Annotated in this window: 13 protein-coding genes; 3 read left to right on the top strand and 10 right to left on the bottom strand. The window is 67.1% G+C overall.

Going from position 1 to position 15,502, the window contains the following annotated elements; all coding sequences use genetic code 11:
* The coding region (locus tag EPO55_RS16250; protein ID WP_296338037.1) for a CarD family transcriptional regulator at positions 1-2,254 on the bottom strand (2,254 nt) is incomplete at its 3' end.
* A complete protein-coding gene (locus tag EPO55_RS16245; RefSeq protein ID WP_296338036.1) occupies positions 2,251-2,523 on the bottom strand; it encodes a succinate dehydrogenase assembly factor 2 in 273 nt (90 codons plus the stop codon). The genes EPO55_RS16250 and EPO55_RS16245, both read right to left, overlap by 4 nt.
* Positions 2,524-2,623: 100 nt before the next feature.
* On the opposite strand from EPO55_RS16245, the gene recG reads away from it, so the two are divergent.
* On the top strand, positions 2,624-4,705 hold the full coding sequence (gene recG, locus EPO55_RS16240; protein WP_296338035.1) for an ATP-dependent DNA helicase RecG: 2,082 nt from the start codon (positions 2,624-2,626) through the stop codon (positions 4,703-4,705).
* Here recG and EPO55_RS16235 read toward each other — a convergent pair whose 3' ends face one another.
* The 8 genes from EPO55_RS16235 to EPO55_RS16200 form a co-directional block, all read right to left on the bottom strand.
* The gene (locus EPO55_RS16235) at positions 4,706-6,730 is read right to left on the bottom strand and encodes a DUF4139 domain-containing protein (protein WP_296338034.1); all 2,025 of its coding nucleotides are present in this window, start codon (positions 6,728-6,730) and stop codon (positions 4,706-4,708) included.
* A gap of 74 nt (positions 6,731-6,804) precedes the next feature.
* Positions 6,805-7,212, bottom strand: coding sequence for an iron-sulfur cluster assembly scaffold protein (locus EPO55_RS16230; protein WP_296338033.1), 408 nt, complete (start codon positions 7,210-7,212; stop codon positions 6,805-6,807).
* Positions 7,209-8,429 (bottom strand): SufS family cysteine desulfurase, encoded by a 1,221-nt coding sequence (locus EPO55_RS16225; RefSeq protein WP_296338032.1) that lies wholly within the window; start codon positions 8,427-8,429, stop codon positions 7,209-7,211. The genes EPO55_RS16230 and EPO55_RS16225 overlap by 4 nt, the downstream gene beginning before the upstream one ends.
* Positions 8,426-10,078 carry a molybdopterin-binding/glycosyltransferase family 2 protein gene (locus tag EPO55_RS16220; RefSeq protein ID WP_296338031.1) on the bottom strand — a complete coding sequence of 551 codons (1,653 nt, stop codon included), beginning with the start codon at positions 10,076-10,078 and terminating at the stop codon, positions 8,426-8,428. Before EPO55_RS16220 ends, EPO55_RS16225 begins: the two co-directional genes overlap by 4 nt.
* A complete protein-coding gene (locus tag EPO55_RS16215) occupies positions 10,075-10,803 on the bottom strand; it encodes an XdhC family protein (protein WP_296338030.1) in 729 nt (242 codons plus the stop codon). The genes EPO55_RS16220 and EPO55_RS16215 overlap by 4 nt, the downstream gene beginning before the upstream one ends.
* Before the next feature lie 4 nt (positions 10,804-10,807).
* The gene (locus tag EPO55_RS16210; RefSeq protein WP_296338029.1) at positions 10,808-11,128 is read right to left on the bottom strand and encodes an XdhC family protein; all 321 of its coding nucleotides are present in this window, start codon (positions 11,126-11,128) and stop codon (positions 10,808-10,810) included.
* 5 nt (positions 11,129-11,133) lie between these two features.
* Positions 11,134-12,384 (bottom strand): VWA domain-containing protein, encoded by a 1,251-nt coding sequence (locus tag EPO55_RS16205; protein ID WP_296338027.1) that lies wholly within the window; start codon positions 12,382-12,384, stop codon positions 11,134-11,136.
* 9 nt (positions 12,385-12,393) lie between these two features.
* Complete coding sequence (locus EPO55_RS16200) at positions 12,394-13,317, bottom strand: MoxR family ATPase (RefSeq protein ID WP_296338025.1); 924 nt, start codon at positions 13,315-13,317, stop codon at positions 12,394-12,396.
* Between the two features lie 123 nt (positions 13,318-13,440).
* Between EPO55_RS16200 and EPO55_RS16195 the strand changes: the two genes are divergently transcribed.
* Both EPO55_RS16195 and EPO55_RS16190 read left to right on the top strand, forming a co-directional pair.
* On the top strand, positions 13,441-14,184 hold the full coding sequence (locus EPO55_RS16195; RefSeq protein WP_296338023.1) for an SDR family NAD(P)-dependent oxidoreductase: 744 nt from the start codon (positions 13,441-13,443) through the stop codon (positions 14,182-14,184).
* 13 nt (positions 14,185-14,197) lie between these two features.
* The coding region (locus EPO55_RS16190; RefSeq protein ID WP_296338022.1) for an amidase at positions 14,198-15,502 on the top strand (1,305 nt) is incomplete at its 3' end.

Below are 15,502 nucleotides of genomic sequence, written 5' to 3'. Positions count from 1 at the left end.
GCTCCTCGTCCACGATCAGCAGGCCGAGGTCCTTGAAGTCGACGCTCTTGGCCAGCAGCGCATGGGTGCCGATGACGATGTCGACGGTGCCTTCCTTGAGTGCGGCCTTGGTTTCCTTCGATTCCTTGGCCGTGACCAGACGTGACAGGCGGCCGATCCGGACCGGCAGCCCCTGGAAGCGCTCAACGAAGGTGCGGTGATGCTGGCGGGCCAGAAGCGTCGTGGGGCCGATCACGGCCACTTGCTTGCCCGAGAGCGCGGCGACAAACGCCGCGCGCAGTGCCACCTCGGTCTTGCCGAACCCGACGTCGCCGCAGATCAGCCGGTCCATCGGTTTGCCCGAGGAAAGGTCCTCCAGAACATCCGAGATCGCCTGGAGCTGGTCGTCTGTCTCGGCATAGGGGAAGCGGGCGCAGAATTCCTCGTACAATCCGTCCTGCGGCACCATCGTCTCGCCGCGCCGGATGGCGCGCTCGGCGGCGATCTTGATCAGCCGGTCGGCCATGTCGGCAATGCGCTGTTTCAGCCGGGCCTTGCGCGACTGCCAGGCGACGCCGCCCAGGCGGTCGAGGACGGCGCCCTCTTCCGCCGCGCCATAGCGGCTCAGCACGTCGATGTTCTCGACCGGCAGGAAGAGCTTGTCGCCGCCTTCGTAGGTCAGCCGCAGGCAGTCGTGTCGGGCATTCTGGATTTCCAGCGTCACCAGCCCCTCGTAGCGGCCGACACCATGTTCGCGATGGACCACGAGATCGCCTTCGCTGAGCGCGGACGCCTCGGCGATGAAGCGCTCGGACGGACGTCGCTTCTTCGCCGGCCGCGACAGGCGATCGCCGAGGATGTCCTCCTCGCCGATGACTTCCAGGGCATCGAGCACGAAACCGTGTTCGAGCGGCCAGACGGCGACGCCGACCACGCCCGACGGCAGTCCGAGGACAGTGGCAAGATCGGGCACGGGCACCGGCGTCGTGGCGCCATGTTCCTGCAGGAGATGCTGCAACCGGCTCGCCGAGCCCTCGGTGTAGCCCGCGACCACCACCCGCCGTCCGGCGCCGTTGGCGGCCTTCACATGATCGGCCACCTTGTCGAACAGGTTGACGCCCTGCGCCGTCCGCGCCTGCGCGAAGCCCTCATGGCGGCGGCCGTGAAGATCGATCGTATTGGCGGCCGACGGGGGCGCGTCAAAAGTCGTGAAGGCGGCAACAGTACGCCCATCGAGCAGATCGTCCCACTCCTTGGGATTGAGGTAGAGCAGTTCCGGCGCGATCGGCTTGTAGTCCGCCGCCCCGCTCATGCCGCCCTTGCCGCCGGTCTTGCGGCGGGCATCGTAGTAGTCGGCGATCAACTCGTGCCGCGCCTGAAAAGCTTCGGCGATCTGGTGGTCGGACGTCACCGTCGCGTCGGGACAGTAGTCGAGGATCGTCTCCATCTTGTCATGGAACAGCGGCAGCCAGTGCTCCATGCCGACATGGCGCTGACCGGCCGACACCGCCTCGTAGAGCAAATCATCGCCACTGACATTGCCGAACAGCTCGCGATAGCCGGTGCGGAAACGTGCGATCCCTTCGGACGTAAGCGGCACCTCGCTCACCGGCAACAGCACGACCTCGTCGCGCGTGCCGGTCGTGCGCTGGCTCATGGCGTCGAAGGAGCGGATCGACTCCAGGGAATCGCCGAACAGGTCGAGACGCAGAGGTTCATCGATGCCGGGTGGGAAGAGATCGATCAACCCGCCGCGGATCGCGAATTCGCCGGGCTCCATCACCGTCTCGGCGCGGCCATAGCCGTTCTCGCCCAGGAATTTCGCGAGCCAGGTGACATCGACGGTCTGGCCTTTGCGAAGAACCATGGCGGCGGCGGCGTAGAGGCTGCGCGGCGGCACCTTCTGCAGGACGGCGCCGACCGAGGCCAGGATGACCCTGCCCGGCGCACCGGGTTTCCTGGCCGCGGCGAGTTTGGCCAAGGTCGTCAGACGCTCGGCCACGATGTCGGGATGCGGCGACAGCCGGTCGTAGGGCAGGCAATCCCAGGCCGGAAAGACCAGCACCTCGCGTTCCGGCGCGAAGAAGCGCAAGCCGTCCTGCAGCCGCTCCAGCCGCTGGCCGTCGCGCGCCACGTGCAGGATGTCCTGCCCGCCCGTCGTGCGCGCGAGGTCGGCGAGCACGAGCGAGTCCGCGCCTTCCGGCAGGCCGGCGATGGTCCAGCGGCCGGCCCTGCGGTGGATCGCGGCCAGCGTATCGGTGAGCGGCAAGGTCACTGGAAGTTCACCCGAAACGCCATGAGCATGCGCAGGACCGGCGTGTCGGCCTCGGGCGGTACGTCGGCCTTGGCGGAAACCCAGTCGAAGATATCGTTGTCGCCTACGTCCAGGAGGCGCTCGTACTGGTCCAGTTCGGCCGCGCCGAACGAGGCGATATGGGCGCGCGCAAATTGGCCAAGGAGAATGTCGTTCTCCTTGTTGCCACGGTAGATGCTGCGATAGAGCAGCCGCTTGCGCCGGGTCTCGATATCCGCCTCGCTGCTCATCTTTTCCCCAGGTCCGACCCGAAAAGGGGCGTAGCATATAGGCGGCGGCGATGGCGGAGTCACGCGGCCCAAAGCCTGCCCCACGCCGCACATTTCACGGATGCGCCCGCAAAGCCTGACCCCTCTTTTCGCCCAAGTGACATCGCTGCCCGGAATAGGGCCGCGGCTGGGCAAGCTTGTCGAGAAACTGGCCGGGCCGCTGGTCGTCGACCTGCTCTGGCATCTGCCCTTCGCCCTCATCGACCGCCGCAATGCGCCCGAGATCGCCGGCGCCCAGGCCGGCACCGTCGCCACGCTCACCGTGACGGTCGACGAACATCTGGTGCCGCGCAACCCTCGCCAACCCTACCGGGTCTGGTGCAGCGACGAGACCGGCCGGCTCTGCCTCACCTTCTTCAACGGCCGCGAGGATTACCTCAAGAAGCTACTGCCACCGGGCGAGATCCGCGTCGTCAGCGGCCGGGTCGACCTCTACCAGGGCGAAGTGCAGATCACGCACCCCGATCACGTCGTGCCGCTCGATCAGCGCGAGTCGATCCTCCGGGTCGAACCGGTCTATGGCCTTACGGCCGGCCTCACGCAGCGACCGGTCCAGAAGGCGATCGCCGCCGGCGTGGAGCGGGCGCCTGCCCTGCCGGAGTGGCAGGACCCCGCTTACCTGGCGCGCAACCGCTGGGCCGACTGGAAATCCTCCCTCGCCAGCGCCCATGCGCCCGCCGAGGAGCAGGATCTCGCGCCCCTGCATCCGGCACGGGCCCGGCTCGCCTTCGACGAGCTGCTGGCGAGCCAACTCGCGATCGCACTGGTCCGGCATCACAACCGCACACTCAGCGGGCGCGCGACGAAAGGCGACCGGCGTCTGCACAAGGTCACGCTCGAGGCGCTGCCGTTCGAGCTGACCGCGAGCCAGAAAGGTGCGGTCGAGGAGATTGCCACCGACATGGCCAAGCCCGAGCGGATGATCCGTCTGCTGCAGGGCGATGTCGGCAGCGGCAAGACGCTGGTCGCCTTCCTCGCCATGCTGATCGCCGTCGAAGCCGGCGCTCAGGCAGCCCTGATGGCGCCCACGGAGCTGCTGGCACGCCAGCACTACGCCACCATCGCGCCGCTGGCCGAGGCCACCGGCGTGCGCCTCGCCCTGCTCACCGGACGCGACGGCCAGAAGCTGAAAAAGGAAACGATGCGCGGCCTGGCCGACGGCTCGATCGATCTCGTCATCGGCACGCATGCGCTGGTCCAGGAAGAAGTCGAGTTCGCGGACCTCGCACTGGCTGTCGTCGACGAGCAGCATCGCTTCGGCGTGCATCAGCGCATGGCGCTCTCGTCCAAGGGCCAGGCGGTCGATCTGCTGGTCATGACGGCCACGCCCATCCCGCGCACCCTGATGCTGGCAGCCTACGGCGATCTCGACGTCTCGAAACTCACCGAGAAGCCGGCCGGCCGCCTGCCGATCGACACCCGCACGCTCCCCCTGGAACGCATCGGCGAGGTCGTCGAGGGCGTCGGCCGCATGATCGGCACCGGTGCGCGCGTATACTGGGTCTGTCCGCTGATCGAGGAATCGGAGGAAGTCGACCTCGCAAATGTCGAGGAACGCTTCGGACTTCTGAGCACGCGCTTTCCCGGAAAGGTCGGCCTGCTGCATGGGCGCCTCAAAGGCGCCGAACGCGAAGCGACCATGGCGGCCTTCGCCGAGGGGCGGCTGTCGATCCTGGTGGCCACGACGGTGATCGAGGTCGGTGTGGACGTGCCGGCCGCCACTGTCATGGTCATCGAACACGCGGAGCGCTTTGGCCTGGCGCAGCTGCACCAATTGCGCGGCCGCGTCGGGCGCGGCGCCGGCAAGTCGAGCTGCCTGCTGCTCTATGCACAGCCACTCGGCGAGACGGCCAAGGCGCGGCTCGCGATCATGCGCGAGACCGAGGACGGCTTCCGCATCGCCGAGGAGGATCTCCGCCTGCGCGGCGCCGGCGAGCTTTTGGGCACGCGGCAGAGTGGCTTGCCCGACATGCGGCTGGCCGACCTCGCGGCCCATGGCGAACTGCTCCAAGCCGCCCGTGACGACGCGCGCCTCGTGATCGACCGCGACCCCGACCTGCAATCGGAGCGTGGCAAGGCGCTCCGCGTTCTTCTTTATCTATTCCGTCGCGACGATGCCGTCCGGACGTTGCGCGCCGGCTAGCTAACCGAGAGACGCGACAAAGGTCCTGAGCGCGTCGCGCGCCGTCTCGACGCCATTCTCCGCCTCGGCCTTGCGCTTGGCGAGCGTCTCGAGCTCGCTCTCCTGCTTGTCGAGCGTGGCGAGGTAGCGGCGCTGCAGGTCGCTGTTCGCCGGCACGCGGGCGAGATTCTCGCGCAGCCGTGCCTGTTCCTGGACGATCTGCTGCCGCTCGGTGTCAACCTGCTTGCCCTTGCGCTCGGCTTCGGCGACGGACTGCTGCAGCTGCAGCACCTTGGCGAGCGCGTCGCGGGTCTTAGCGTCGAACTCGCGGGCCAGTGCATAGACGCGGATCTGATCGGCGGCACCGTCGACCAGGCGCAGCTCCTGCTGCTGTGCCTGTTCCTGGACGACCTCGAAAGTCTGGGTCTGATCACCGCCCGGCAGTGCGAAGGGTATGCGATAGTTTCCTTCGCTGATGTCGATGCCCTTGGCGTCGGGCTTGGTGAGTGTCCAGCCCGGCAACCGGCGCTGCACGACGACGAGCTGGCGCGGCTCCTTGGCCGGGCCGCGCACGCGATAGGTCGTGGTCTGGCGCACGATGCGCGAGAGCTTCAGCACGCCCTGGGAAATCGTCCCGGTGGCGAGCCTGTCGGCCTGGGAGACGTCGCGCTCGATGATGATCTTCTCGTCGAGGGCATAGGCCAGCAACCGCGTCTCGCCGACCGGGAAGCCCGACAGCCGGGCGTCGCCGACATAGGCCACGCTGCCACCTTTGTCGCGCTCGTAGATGGTGATGATGCCCGGCGGCAGGCCGCTCTCGCCGTCGTTGGTGAGGCGGATCGCGGCCAGCGGATTGCGTGCGGCCGTGTCGGCCTGATAGAGCGCCATCCGCATCGCCGGCACCTGGCGATCGATGATCGGGATCGAGAGCGTGCGGCCATTGTCGACGCTGACGGCGCGCGGGAACTTGAAGACGACCTGCGTCGCCGCATCCGAGGCCTCGATCTGGTCGGCGGCGGCCGCGACGGGCGGCGGCGGTGGAGGTGTTGCAGCGGGCAACATGGTGCGCTCCTGCTGCGCTCGATACGGCGCCGGCGCGGGCATCGGCGGTGACGATGCCTTGCTGCGTTGATCGGCCTGGACACCACCACGATCGATGCCGGGCACGAGGCGTCCGGCGACCTCGACCGGCACTTCCGGCCGCGTCACGTAGTAGGCGTTGTAGAGCGCCTGGCGAAAAGCGACCGGCCGGCCCGATACCAGCGTGAGCTCGACGTTCTTCCAATCCTGGCCGCTCAGGTTCTCGATCGTAGCCCAGCCCTGCAGGGCCGAACGTGCGGCCGACGGGTCTGCGCCAAGGGTCAGGCGATAAGACGCCTTCCACACTGGCGCCTCGACGATGTAGGCGACGCGTACCGTGCGCTTGCCGGTGCCACGCGTCGACAGTTCGATGGTGCGGGCATCCTTGGCGCGGTTGCCCTGGATGGCGACCAGGGCCTGGCCGACCTTGTCGCGCAGCGCCGGATCGGCGAACTGCAGATTCTCGGCGTCTTCCAGGATGAACTGCTGCAGGCCGCGCTCGGTGTACAAGGTGACGCGGGTGCGCGTGGTCGTTCCCTTGTCGTTGCCGAGAGCGACGGTCTCTTCCTGGACCGAGACGATGCGGCCCGAGATGGCGCGGCTGCCGCCGACGGTGACCTGGGCGCCTTTCAAGGTCGCCAACAACTCGGCCGGCGATCCGAGCGAGGCCTGGTCGAAGGGCAGATCCTTAAAGGCCTGCGCCAGCGGCTCGCGCCCTGGCAGGCTGAGGCCTCCGACACCGCCCTTGTCGTCGTAGACGACCAGGCTCTTCAGCACGTCGTCGACCTGCTGCAGCGAGACCGTGAGCTTCAGCGTTGCATCGCCCTCGACGGTGGCTTCGTATTCGAAGTAGCCCATGCCACCCGACGACAGCATCACGCGCTTGAGCGCGAGGTCTTGGGCAAAGGCGAGCGTTGGAAAGGCAAAAAGGCCCAGAAGAGCCAAGCTGGCCAGCAGATGTCGCATAAAGCCTCCCCGGCGATGCACTCGCACACCGTGAGCGCCGACTATGACGCAACCGGGGCGCTGGTGCGACGAATCTACGAGAGTGCGTCCTTTAGCGCTTCGAACGGCAGCAGCACGCACTCCTGCCGCGCCTTGTGGGCGGCGACGGGTGCGAAAGCCGAGAACGGCTCGGCCGCTTCGCCCTGCTCGCGGCCGATCGCCCGTTCGGCATCGTGGCGGACGGCCGCAATACCGGCCGCGTCCTGGCCGACGGCAACCGACGCCAGGGCCGAAGCCGAGGCCTGGCAGAGCAGGCAGCCGCGCACCTGATGGGCGATCTCGGCGATGCGCCCCTGCCCGTCCAGCCGGACGTCGATCGTCACCCGATCACCACACAATGGGTTGTCGCGCCGTGCCGATTTCGTCGGTGCCGCGAGCTTGCCGGCTCCGGTCTTGGCCTTGGCGAGCGCCACGATCCGGTCCTGGTAGAGCTGGTCGCTCATCGCAGGGTCTTGGCGGCGTGCCGCACGCCCGTGAGCAAGGCGTCGATGTCGCCTCGGCTATTGTACGGCGCCATCGAAACCCGCGTCGTGCCGTCGAGGTCAAAACGGTCCATCAGCGGCTGGGCGCAATGATGGCCCGCGCGAACGGCGACGCCGAAGGAATCGAGTGTTTGTGCAACATCGTGCGGATGAACGCCGTCCAGCATGAACGACACCACGGGGTAGCGATTCTGCAGGCCGGCCGGGCCGAAGATCCGGGCGCCGTCGATCTTCTGCAGCCCGTCCATCAGGTGCTGGACCATCGTCATCTCGTGGGCATGCGCGCCCGTCCAGTCGAGCGCCCGCATCCATTTGCAGGCCGCTCCCAGGCCGATCGCCGGCCCGATCGGGGGCGTGCCGGCCTCGAAGCGGCGCGGCGCAGGCGCCCAGGTCGTCTCGGCAAACGTCACGCGGCCGATCATCGAGCCGCCGCCCATGAAGGGTGGCATGGCGTCGAGCAGCTCGGCCTTGGCCCACAGCACGCCGATGCCGTTCGGCCCATAGGCCTTGTGGCCGGCAAAGACGTAGAAATCGACGCCGAGCGACGGCAGGTCGATGGGCCCATGCGGTGCCTTCTGGGCGCCATCGAGCATGACCCTGGCGCCGACCGACTTGGCGGCGGCGACCACGGCGCCGACATCGATCAGCGCGCCTGTCACGTTGGAAACATGCGCGAGCGAGATGAGTTTAGTTCGCGGTGTGAGCAGGCCCGGCAATTTGTCGAGATCGATCCGGCCATCGACCGTGACCGGGATCATGTCGATTTCGATGCCGGCGCGCGACCGCAGGAGCTGCCACGGCACGATGTTGGAATGGTGTTCGAGTTCCGACAGCAGGATGCGGTCGCCGGGCTTCAGGAGGGAGCCGTAGGAATAAGCGACGAGATTGATCGCCGCGGTGCAGCCGCCGGTGAAGACGATTTCCATCGGCGCGACACCGAGAAAGGTCGCGACCTCCACGCGGGCATTCTCGTAGGCGTCCGTCGCCCGCTCGGCGAGGCGATGCACGCCGCGCAGCACGTTGGCACGGCCGGTGGTCTCGTAGGTCCGTACCGCATCGAGCACGGCATTGGGCGTCTGGGCAGAAGCGCCGTTGTCGAGATAGTGGACCGGCTTGCCGTCGATGATCTCGGACAGGATCGGGAACTGGCCGCGGACGGCGCCGACATCGAAGCTCATGCCGGGCTCCGAGCCCGCCAGGCGGCCAGCGCCTCGGGCGTGTCGATGTCGGTGATCGCAGCCTCCCCCGCCATCTCGACCTCGCAAACGAGATCGGCATGCTCGCCGATCAGATGTTTGGCGCCGCTATCGCCGGACAGCTTCGCCATCTCCGGAAAGAAGCGCCGCGCCCACAGAACCGGGTTGCCGCGCTTGCCGCCGACCGTCGGCACGCAGATGGCGCGCCCTTCGACCGGACTGAAGGCCGCGATCAGGCGGTTGAGCAGGCCGGCGCCAACGCCGGGCATGTCGCCCAGCTGGACGACCGCGGCATCGGCGTTGGAGCTGAGAGCGCCGATGCCGGTCCGCACCGACGTGCTGAGGCCCTCGGCGAAATCCGGATTGGTGACGAAGCGCAGGCGCGACCGGCCGGGGATGGCGCCTTCGATGGCGGTTCTTACCTCCTCCGCCATATGGCCGAGAACGACGACGATCTCCACCGCCTGGGACTCGAGCGCGGCCTTCACGGCATGGACGATCAAAGGCTCGCCATTGGCATCGGCCAGCATCTTGTTGGGGCCGCCCATCCGCGTCGACCGCCCTGCGGCCAGGACCAGCACGGCAACACGCGGCGCTTGTTGCGGCCCCTCGTCTTCCGAGGGCTCATCGTCGCGCGGCTGCGGACGGCTCGCGATCTCGGCCAGCAGGCCGCCCGCGCCCATGCGCACGATCTCCGCGCGACCAACCGTCAACCCGGCAGCCAGCCGCTCCAGCACCATGTCGAAGCCGTTGTACTTGGGTGACTTGGCACAGCCCGGCAGGCCCAGCACCGGCTTGCCGTCGAGTTCGGCGGTCAACAACAGGTTGCCGGGATCGACCGGCATGCCGAAATGGTGGACCTTGCCGCCGGCTTCGGCGATGCCGAGCGGCACGACGTCGTGGCGATCGACGATCGCGGAGGCGCCGGCGATCAGGAAGAGGTCGCAGCCTTCCGCCTTCAATTCCTTCAACGCCCCCGCGATCGCCTTGGCGTCGTGCGCCACGCGGCGTTCGCCGTTCAAGGTGCTCCCAAGCGATGTCAGGCGCTTGGTCGTCGTGCCGACCGCCTTGTCGAGCACCTTGTCGCGCGTGCCCGGAAGTCGTGTCTGCACCAGACCAGCCCTCATCGCCCGGAACGGTGCCACCGAGACGAGCGGCCGGTTGGCCGAGTGGGCGACCTCGACGGCGCGAGCCACGGCCGACTTCGGCGCGCCATAGGGAATGATTTTTACCGTCGCCACCATCTGACGTGGTTCCACCCGCGCAAAGGGTGGCAAGGTCGCCACGGTGACCGACTCGTCGAGTTCGTTCAGCGCATCGATGCGCTCGTGATCGACGACGGCGAGACCGGAGCCGCGCGCAAAATGATTGCAGCGTCCGGTGAAGGGCGCGGTTACCTCTATTCCCTCGCCCGCCAGGGCCTTGGCGACTGTCGCCGCAGCCTCGTCTTCATGCATATCGTCGGGATCGAGCCGCGCGGCCACGACCGTCGATACGCCGGCCAACTTCAACTTGGCGACATCGCCGGCCGACAGGGTCCGGCCCTTGGCGAAATTGATCCCACCCGAACGCCAGCTATGGCCCAGAATCGCGCCTGCTGCCTCGTCGATGGGAGTGTCGCCGAATCTCACGCCGCGACGACCTTCGGACCGGCCAGCGCTTCCAGGCGGCGCGCACGCACCTCGACGATCTGGCCCAGGATGGAGACCGCGATCTCGGCCGGCGACTTGGCGCCGATGTTCAGGCCGACCGGGCCATGGATGCGGGCAAACTGTTCCTCGGTGATGCCGGCTTCGGTCAGCCGCTCCTTGCGCTTGGCATGAGTGCGTTTGCTGCCCAGTGAACCGACATAGAAGACATCCGATCGCAGCGCAGACTCGAGCGCCGGATCGTCGAGTTTGGGATCGTGCGTCAAGGTGACGACGGCCGTGGAAACATCGAGGCCCATTGCCTGGAACGCCTCGTCGGCCCAGTCCTGGATTACCTTCACGCCGGGAAAACGTGCGCTGGTGGCCCACGCGCCGCGTGGATCGACGACAGTGACGTCGAAGTCGAGCATGGTCGCCATCGGCGCGAGGGTCTGTGCGATATGGACCGCGCCGACGATGATCAGGCGCGGCGGCGGCACGTAGACATTGAGGAAGATCTTCTGGCCGCCGAGATCGATCGTCTCGCTCCGGCCGATCGCCATGGCGCGTCGCGCAGCCGACACGAGCGTGGCGTCGCCCGCCATCGCACCGTCGGCCTTGTCGAGATAGATCAAGGTTTCGGCGGCATCGCTGAGGCGCGTCGCCAGGGTGACGGCGGTGCGCTTGGTGCGGGCCTGCTGGAGGGCCGCGATGGTCTCGGTCTTCATCGGATCAGCTCACCTTCTCGACGAATACCTGGACCTTGCCGCCGCAGGCGAGGCCGACGTCCCAGGCCTGCTCGTCGGTAACGCCGAAATCGAGCAGGCGCGGCTTGCCATCCTTGATCGCGTCGAGCGCTTCCTTGACGACGGCGCCTTCGATGCAGCCGCCCGAGACGGAGCCGACCATGGCACCCGAATCATCGACACCAAGTTGGCTGCCAACCGGACGCGGCGACGACCCCCAGGTCGTGATTACCGTGGCGATAGCGACGCCCTTGCCCGCATTTTTCCACTTGCCGACCTGATCCAGCACATCGAGAGCATCACTCATGGTCTTCACTCCTTGCGCAGTTCCGTCTGCCATGTCGCGAGCCGCCTGTCGGCGCCTGGGGTGACCGCCCCGAGGGCCGCGATCAATCCGGCCAAACTCTCGAGATTGTGGACGGGACGGAATTCATCGACGTGAGGCAACATGGCCTTGTTGCCCTGGGATTTGGGTTCGTAGGCGCCGTAGCGCAAGAGCGGGTTGAGCCAGACCAGCCGGGAGCAGGACTTGTGCAGCCGCTCCATCTCCTCGGCCAGCCCGCCGCCGCTCTCCCGATCGAGCCCGTCGGTGATCAGGACGACCACGGCGCCCTGCCCCAGGACGCGCCGCGACCATTTGTTGTTGAATTCGTGCAAGGCCTGACCGATCCGTGTTCCACCCGACCAATCTTCGACCTGCGCCGAGGCTTTGGCCAGCGCTATATCCACATCCCTATAACGCAAGGCACGGGTCACGTTGGTCAGCCGCGTGCCGAAAGTGAAGCAGTAGACGCGGTCCCGGTCGTTGGTGATGGCGTGCATGAAGTGCAGGAACATGCGCGTGTAGCGGGCCATCGAGCCCGAAATGTCGCACAGGATGACCAGCGGTGGCGGCCGGCGGCGCTGTTCGCGGCGGCGCAGCTCCGTCAGCCCTTCCGGCCGCAGCGCCCGGCGCAACGAGGCGCGGAAATCCACCCGCGGGCCGCGACGGGCCGACCGGTAGCGCCGGGTCCGCCGCTCCGGCACCGGCAGACGCATCCGGGCGATGGCGCGCAGCGCATCGTCGATCTCCGCCTGCGACATCTGTTCGAAATCCCGATGCTGCAGGACTTCGCGGTCCGAGACCGTGAAGGTCGCCTCGACTTCGACTTCCGGCGGTTCGTCTTCATCAGGTGGCGCCTCGCCGCGGCCGGGCTGCAGCGCCTCCTGCAGACGACGGCTCAACTGCTTGCGCTCATCCTCGTTGGCTGGCACGCCGACCTGAGGCAGCAGCATCTCCATCATCTTTTCCAGCAGCCGCGGGTTGCGCCAGTAGACGTGGAAGGCCTGGTCGAAGATCTCGCGCTGGTCGCGGCGGTTCACGAATACCGAGTGCAGCGTCCAGTAAAAATCGTCCCTCTTGGCGACACCCGCTGCTTCGACCGCCTCGATGGCGCGCAGAATCTGCCCAGGCCCGACCCGGAGTCCGGCAGTACGCAGCGTCCGCGCAAAGTGCACGATATTGGTAGCGAGCTTGCCTTCGCGTGGATCAGGCGCAGACGCCGATTCGGGTAGCGCGTCCATCACCGGGGCTCAGCCCAGCGGCTCGGCCGCGATGTCGGACTTCACCTTGCGCAGGATCTCGGCCGCTTCCGAGCCTTGCAGGCGTTGGATGTCGTCCTGGTACTTCAATAGAACGCCCAGTGTGTCGTTGATGGTCCGCGGGTCGAGATCGAGCGCGTTCAGCTCCGACAGGGCGGTTGCCCAGTCGATCGACTCGGCCACTCCCGGCGCCTTGAAGAGGTCGAGCTTGCGCAGTTCCTGCACGAAGCCCACGACCTGGCGCGACAGACGCTCGCTCGAGCCTGGTGCCTTCACTTTGAGAATCTCGAGCTCCCGCTTCAGGTCGGGGTAATCGACCCAGTGATAGAAGCAGCGGCGCTTGAGCGCATCGTGGATTTCGCGCGTACGATTGGACGTCACGATCACGATGGGAATCTGCGCGGCCTTCACCGTGCCGAGTTCGGGAATCGTCACCTGGAAGTCGGACAGCACTTCCAGCAGGTAGGCCTCGAAGGGCTCGTCGGTCCGGTCCAGCTCGTCGATCAGCAGGATCGGCGCGCCCTCGGTGTGCGGGCTGAGCGCCTCGAGCAGCGGCCGGCGGATCAGAAACCGTTCGTCGAAAATGTCGGCGGCCAATTGGCCCCGGTCATGCACGCCCTGCGCCTCGGCCAACCGGATCTCGATCATCTGCCGGGCATAGTTCCATTCGTACACCGCGGATGAGACGTCGAGCCCTTCATAGCACTGCAGGCGAATCAACGGACGCTGGAGCGTGGCGGCCAGAACCTTGGCGATCTCGGTCTTGCCCACCCCCGCTTCGCCTTCGCAGAAAAGCGGACGACCCAGCTTGAGGGCGAGGTAAAGAACGGTGGCGAGGCTGCGATCGGCGATATAGTCACCGCTCTTCAGAAGCTCGAGGGTGGCGTCGATGGATGCCGGCGTGGCGGAGGACATGCAACTCCCGGGAAACGCTGCAGGGGAAACGCAGAAGGAACGCGCAAGCGTCAGTGTAGCGGATGGCGCAGGGCGCCGATATGGTGGGAATCTCTAGAGAGATCAAGCGTTTGGGAGACGGGCATGGAGGCGGAACTGTTCAAGGGCCGGACGGCGATCGTGACCGGTGGTGCGCGCGGCATCGGCCTTGCCTGCGCTGCGAAAATCACGGCCGGCGGCGGCCGTGTCGCCCTCTGGGATCGCGATCTGGCGCGGGCCGAGCAATCGGCGGCGGCGCTGAAGGGCGCCATCGCCGTTTCGGTCGATGTGACCAGCGAAACATCGGTCAGCGAGGCGCTCGCCGCCACAGAGAAGCGACTGGCAGCTCCCGATATCCTGGTGGCAAGCGCCGGCATTACCGGGCCCAACACGACGGTCGTGAACTACCCCGTCGACGCCTGGCGGCAGGTGATCGACATCAACCTGACCGGCGTCTTCCTCTGCAACCGCGCCGTGGCGGACGGCATGACCAAGCGCGGCTGGGGCCGCATCGTCAACATCGCCTCGGTGGCCGGCAAGGAAGGCAACCCGAACGCCTCCGCCTACTCCGCTTCCAAGGCGGGCGTCATCGGCCTCACCAAGTCGCTCGGCAAGGAGCTTGCGACGACCGGCGTGCTGGTGAACTGCGTGGCGCCGGCGGTGGTGAAGACGGAACTCTTCAGCCAAATGACCGAGCAGCACATCAATTACATGCTGTCGAAGATTCCGATGAACCGCTTCGGCGAAGTCGCCGAAGTGGCCGAGATGGTGGCGTGGTTGGCTTCCAGCCACTGCACTTTCGCGACCGGAGCGACCTTCGATCTCTCCGGCGGGCGAGCAACCTATTAAGGGCGACCGACTGATGACCCTCCACACCCTCACCCTGACCGAGCTCTCCGCCGGCCTTGCTGCCAAGCGCTTCTCGTCGCGCGAAATCGTCGATGCCCTGCTTGGCCGGATCGCCAAGGCCAACGGCAAGCTGCATGCCTTCACCGAAGTGTATGCCGATGCCGCCAGGGCGATGGCCGACGGCGCCGACAAGGCGCGGGCGTCCGGCTTTCCGTTGCCGCCGCTGCACGGCCTGCCAATCGCCTACAAGGATCTCTGTGACATTGCCGGCAAGGTCGGCACGGGCGGCTCGAAAATGTTCGAGACGCGAGTCGCCACCGAGACGTCCAACACGGTCGAGCGCCTCACCGCCGCCGGCATGATCCCGCTCGGCAAGCTGCACATGGTCGAATTCGCCTTCGGCGGCTGGGGCACCAACCCGCTGATGGGGGCACCGTGGAATCCCTGGGATCTGAAAACCCAGCGCGTGCCCGGCGGCTCGTCGAGCGGCACCGGCGTTGCCGTCGCGGCACGGCTGACGCCGGCCGGCATCGGCAGCGACACTGGCGGTTCGGTGCGGATCCCCTCGGCTTTCAATGGCCTGGTCGGCCTGAAAGTCACGTTCGGCCGCATCGGACTCTCCGGCACCATCATGTTGAGCTGGAGTCTCGACTCGATCGGCCCGATGGCGCGCTCGGTCGAGGATTGCGCGCTCCTGCTGAACGCCCTCGCCGCCCCCGACCCGCGCGACCCGACGACGCTCGGCCAACCATTGGAGGATTTCACCCTCGCCGCACGGCCGGGCTCGATCGAAGGCATGCGCATCGCCGTGCCCGATACGAAGCAATTGCCGAACTTCGTGGACGCCGGCGTGGTCAAGGCCTGGCAGGCCGCGGCGCGGACATTCGAGAGCCTCGGCGCCGCAGTGGAAGCCGTGCGGCTTCCGGACTGGTACTTCGACCTCGCGCGGTCAACCGGAACGATCATCGCGTCCGAGGCTTATTCCCTCCACCGCGACTATATCGAGGACATGAGCAAGGCGATTGGCCCGGGCGTGCGGGCTCGCGCCCAGGCCGCCAAGACCTTCCTGCCCGGCGCCTACGCCGAGGAGATCCGCGGCATGGCCGAGCGTCGCCGGGCATTTGCCGAGTGGTTCCGGCCCTATGATGCCGTCGTGATGCCGACCATGGCGGTGCCGGCAATCCCGCTCGCCGAAGTCGACGAGACCTCGCCCATTCCGGGATATCTGACGCGGCCGGGCAACTATCTCGGCCTCTGCAGCCTTGCCGTGCCATCCGGCCAGTCCGGTGGCTTGCCGACGATCTGGATGCCGACCGGC

The sequence above is a fragment of the Reyranella sp. genome (genome assembly GCF_004296935.1).
Taxonomy (GTDB): Bacteria; Pseudomonadota; Alphaproteobacteria; order Reyranellales; family Reyranellaceae; genus Reyranella.
Note: the sequence above shows the minus strand (reverse complement) of the source record. Positions and strands in the feature narration are given on the sequence as shown.

Excerpts from the sequence above, each read along its gene's own strand:
- EPO55_RS16245 (WP_296338036.1), bottom strand. The coding sequence starts at position 2,523 with ATGAGCAGCGAGGCGGATATCGAGACCCGGCGCAAGCGGCTGCTCTAT.
- recG (WP_296338035.1), top strand. The coding sequence starts at position 2,624 with ATGCGCCCGCAAAGCCTGACCCCTCTTTTCGCCCAAGTGACATCGCTG.
- EPO55_RS16235 (WP_296338034.1), bottom strand. The coding sequence starts at position 6,730 with ATGCGACATCTGCTGGCCAGCTTGGCTCTTCTGGGCCTTTTTGCCTTT.
- EPO55_RS16230 (WP_296338033.1), bottom strand. The coding sequence starts at position 7,212 with ATGAGCGACCAGCTCTACCAGGACCGGATCGTGGCGCTCGCCAAGGCC.
- EPO55_RS16225 (WP_296338032.1), bottom strand. The coding sequence starts at position 8,429 with ATGAGCTTCGATGTCGGCGCCGTCCGCGGCCAGTTCCCGATCCTGTCC.
- EPO55_RS16215 (WP_296338030.1), bottom strand. The coding sequence starts at position 10,803 with ATGAAGACCGAGACCATCGCGGCCCTCCAGCAGGCCCGCACCAAGCGC.
- EPO55_RS16210 (WP_296338029.1), bottom strand. The coding sequence starts at position 11,128 with ATGAGTGATGCTCTCGATGTGCTGGATCAGGTCGGCAAGTGGAAAAAT.
- EPO55_RS16205 (WP_296338027.1), bottom strand. The coding sequence starts at position 12,384 with ATGGACGCGCTACCCGAATCGGCGTCTGCGCCTGATCCACGCGAAGGC.
- EPO55_RS16200 (WP_296338025.1), bottom strand. The coding sequence starts at position 13,317 with ATGTCCTCCGCCACGCCGGCATCCATCGACGCCACCCTCGAGCTTCTG.
- EPO55_RS16195 (WP_296338023.1), top strand. The coding sequence starts at position 13,441 with ATGGAGGCGGAACTGTTCAAGGGCCGGACGGCGATCGTGACCGGTGGT.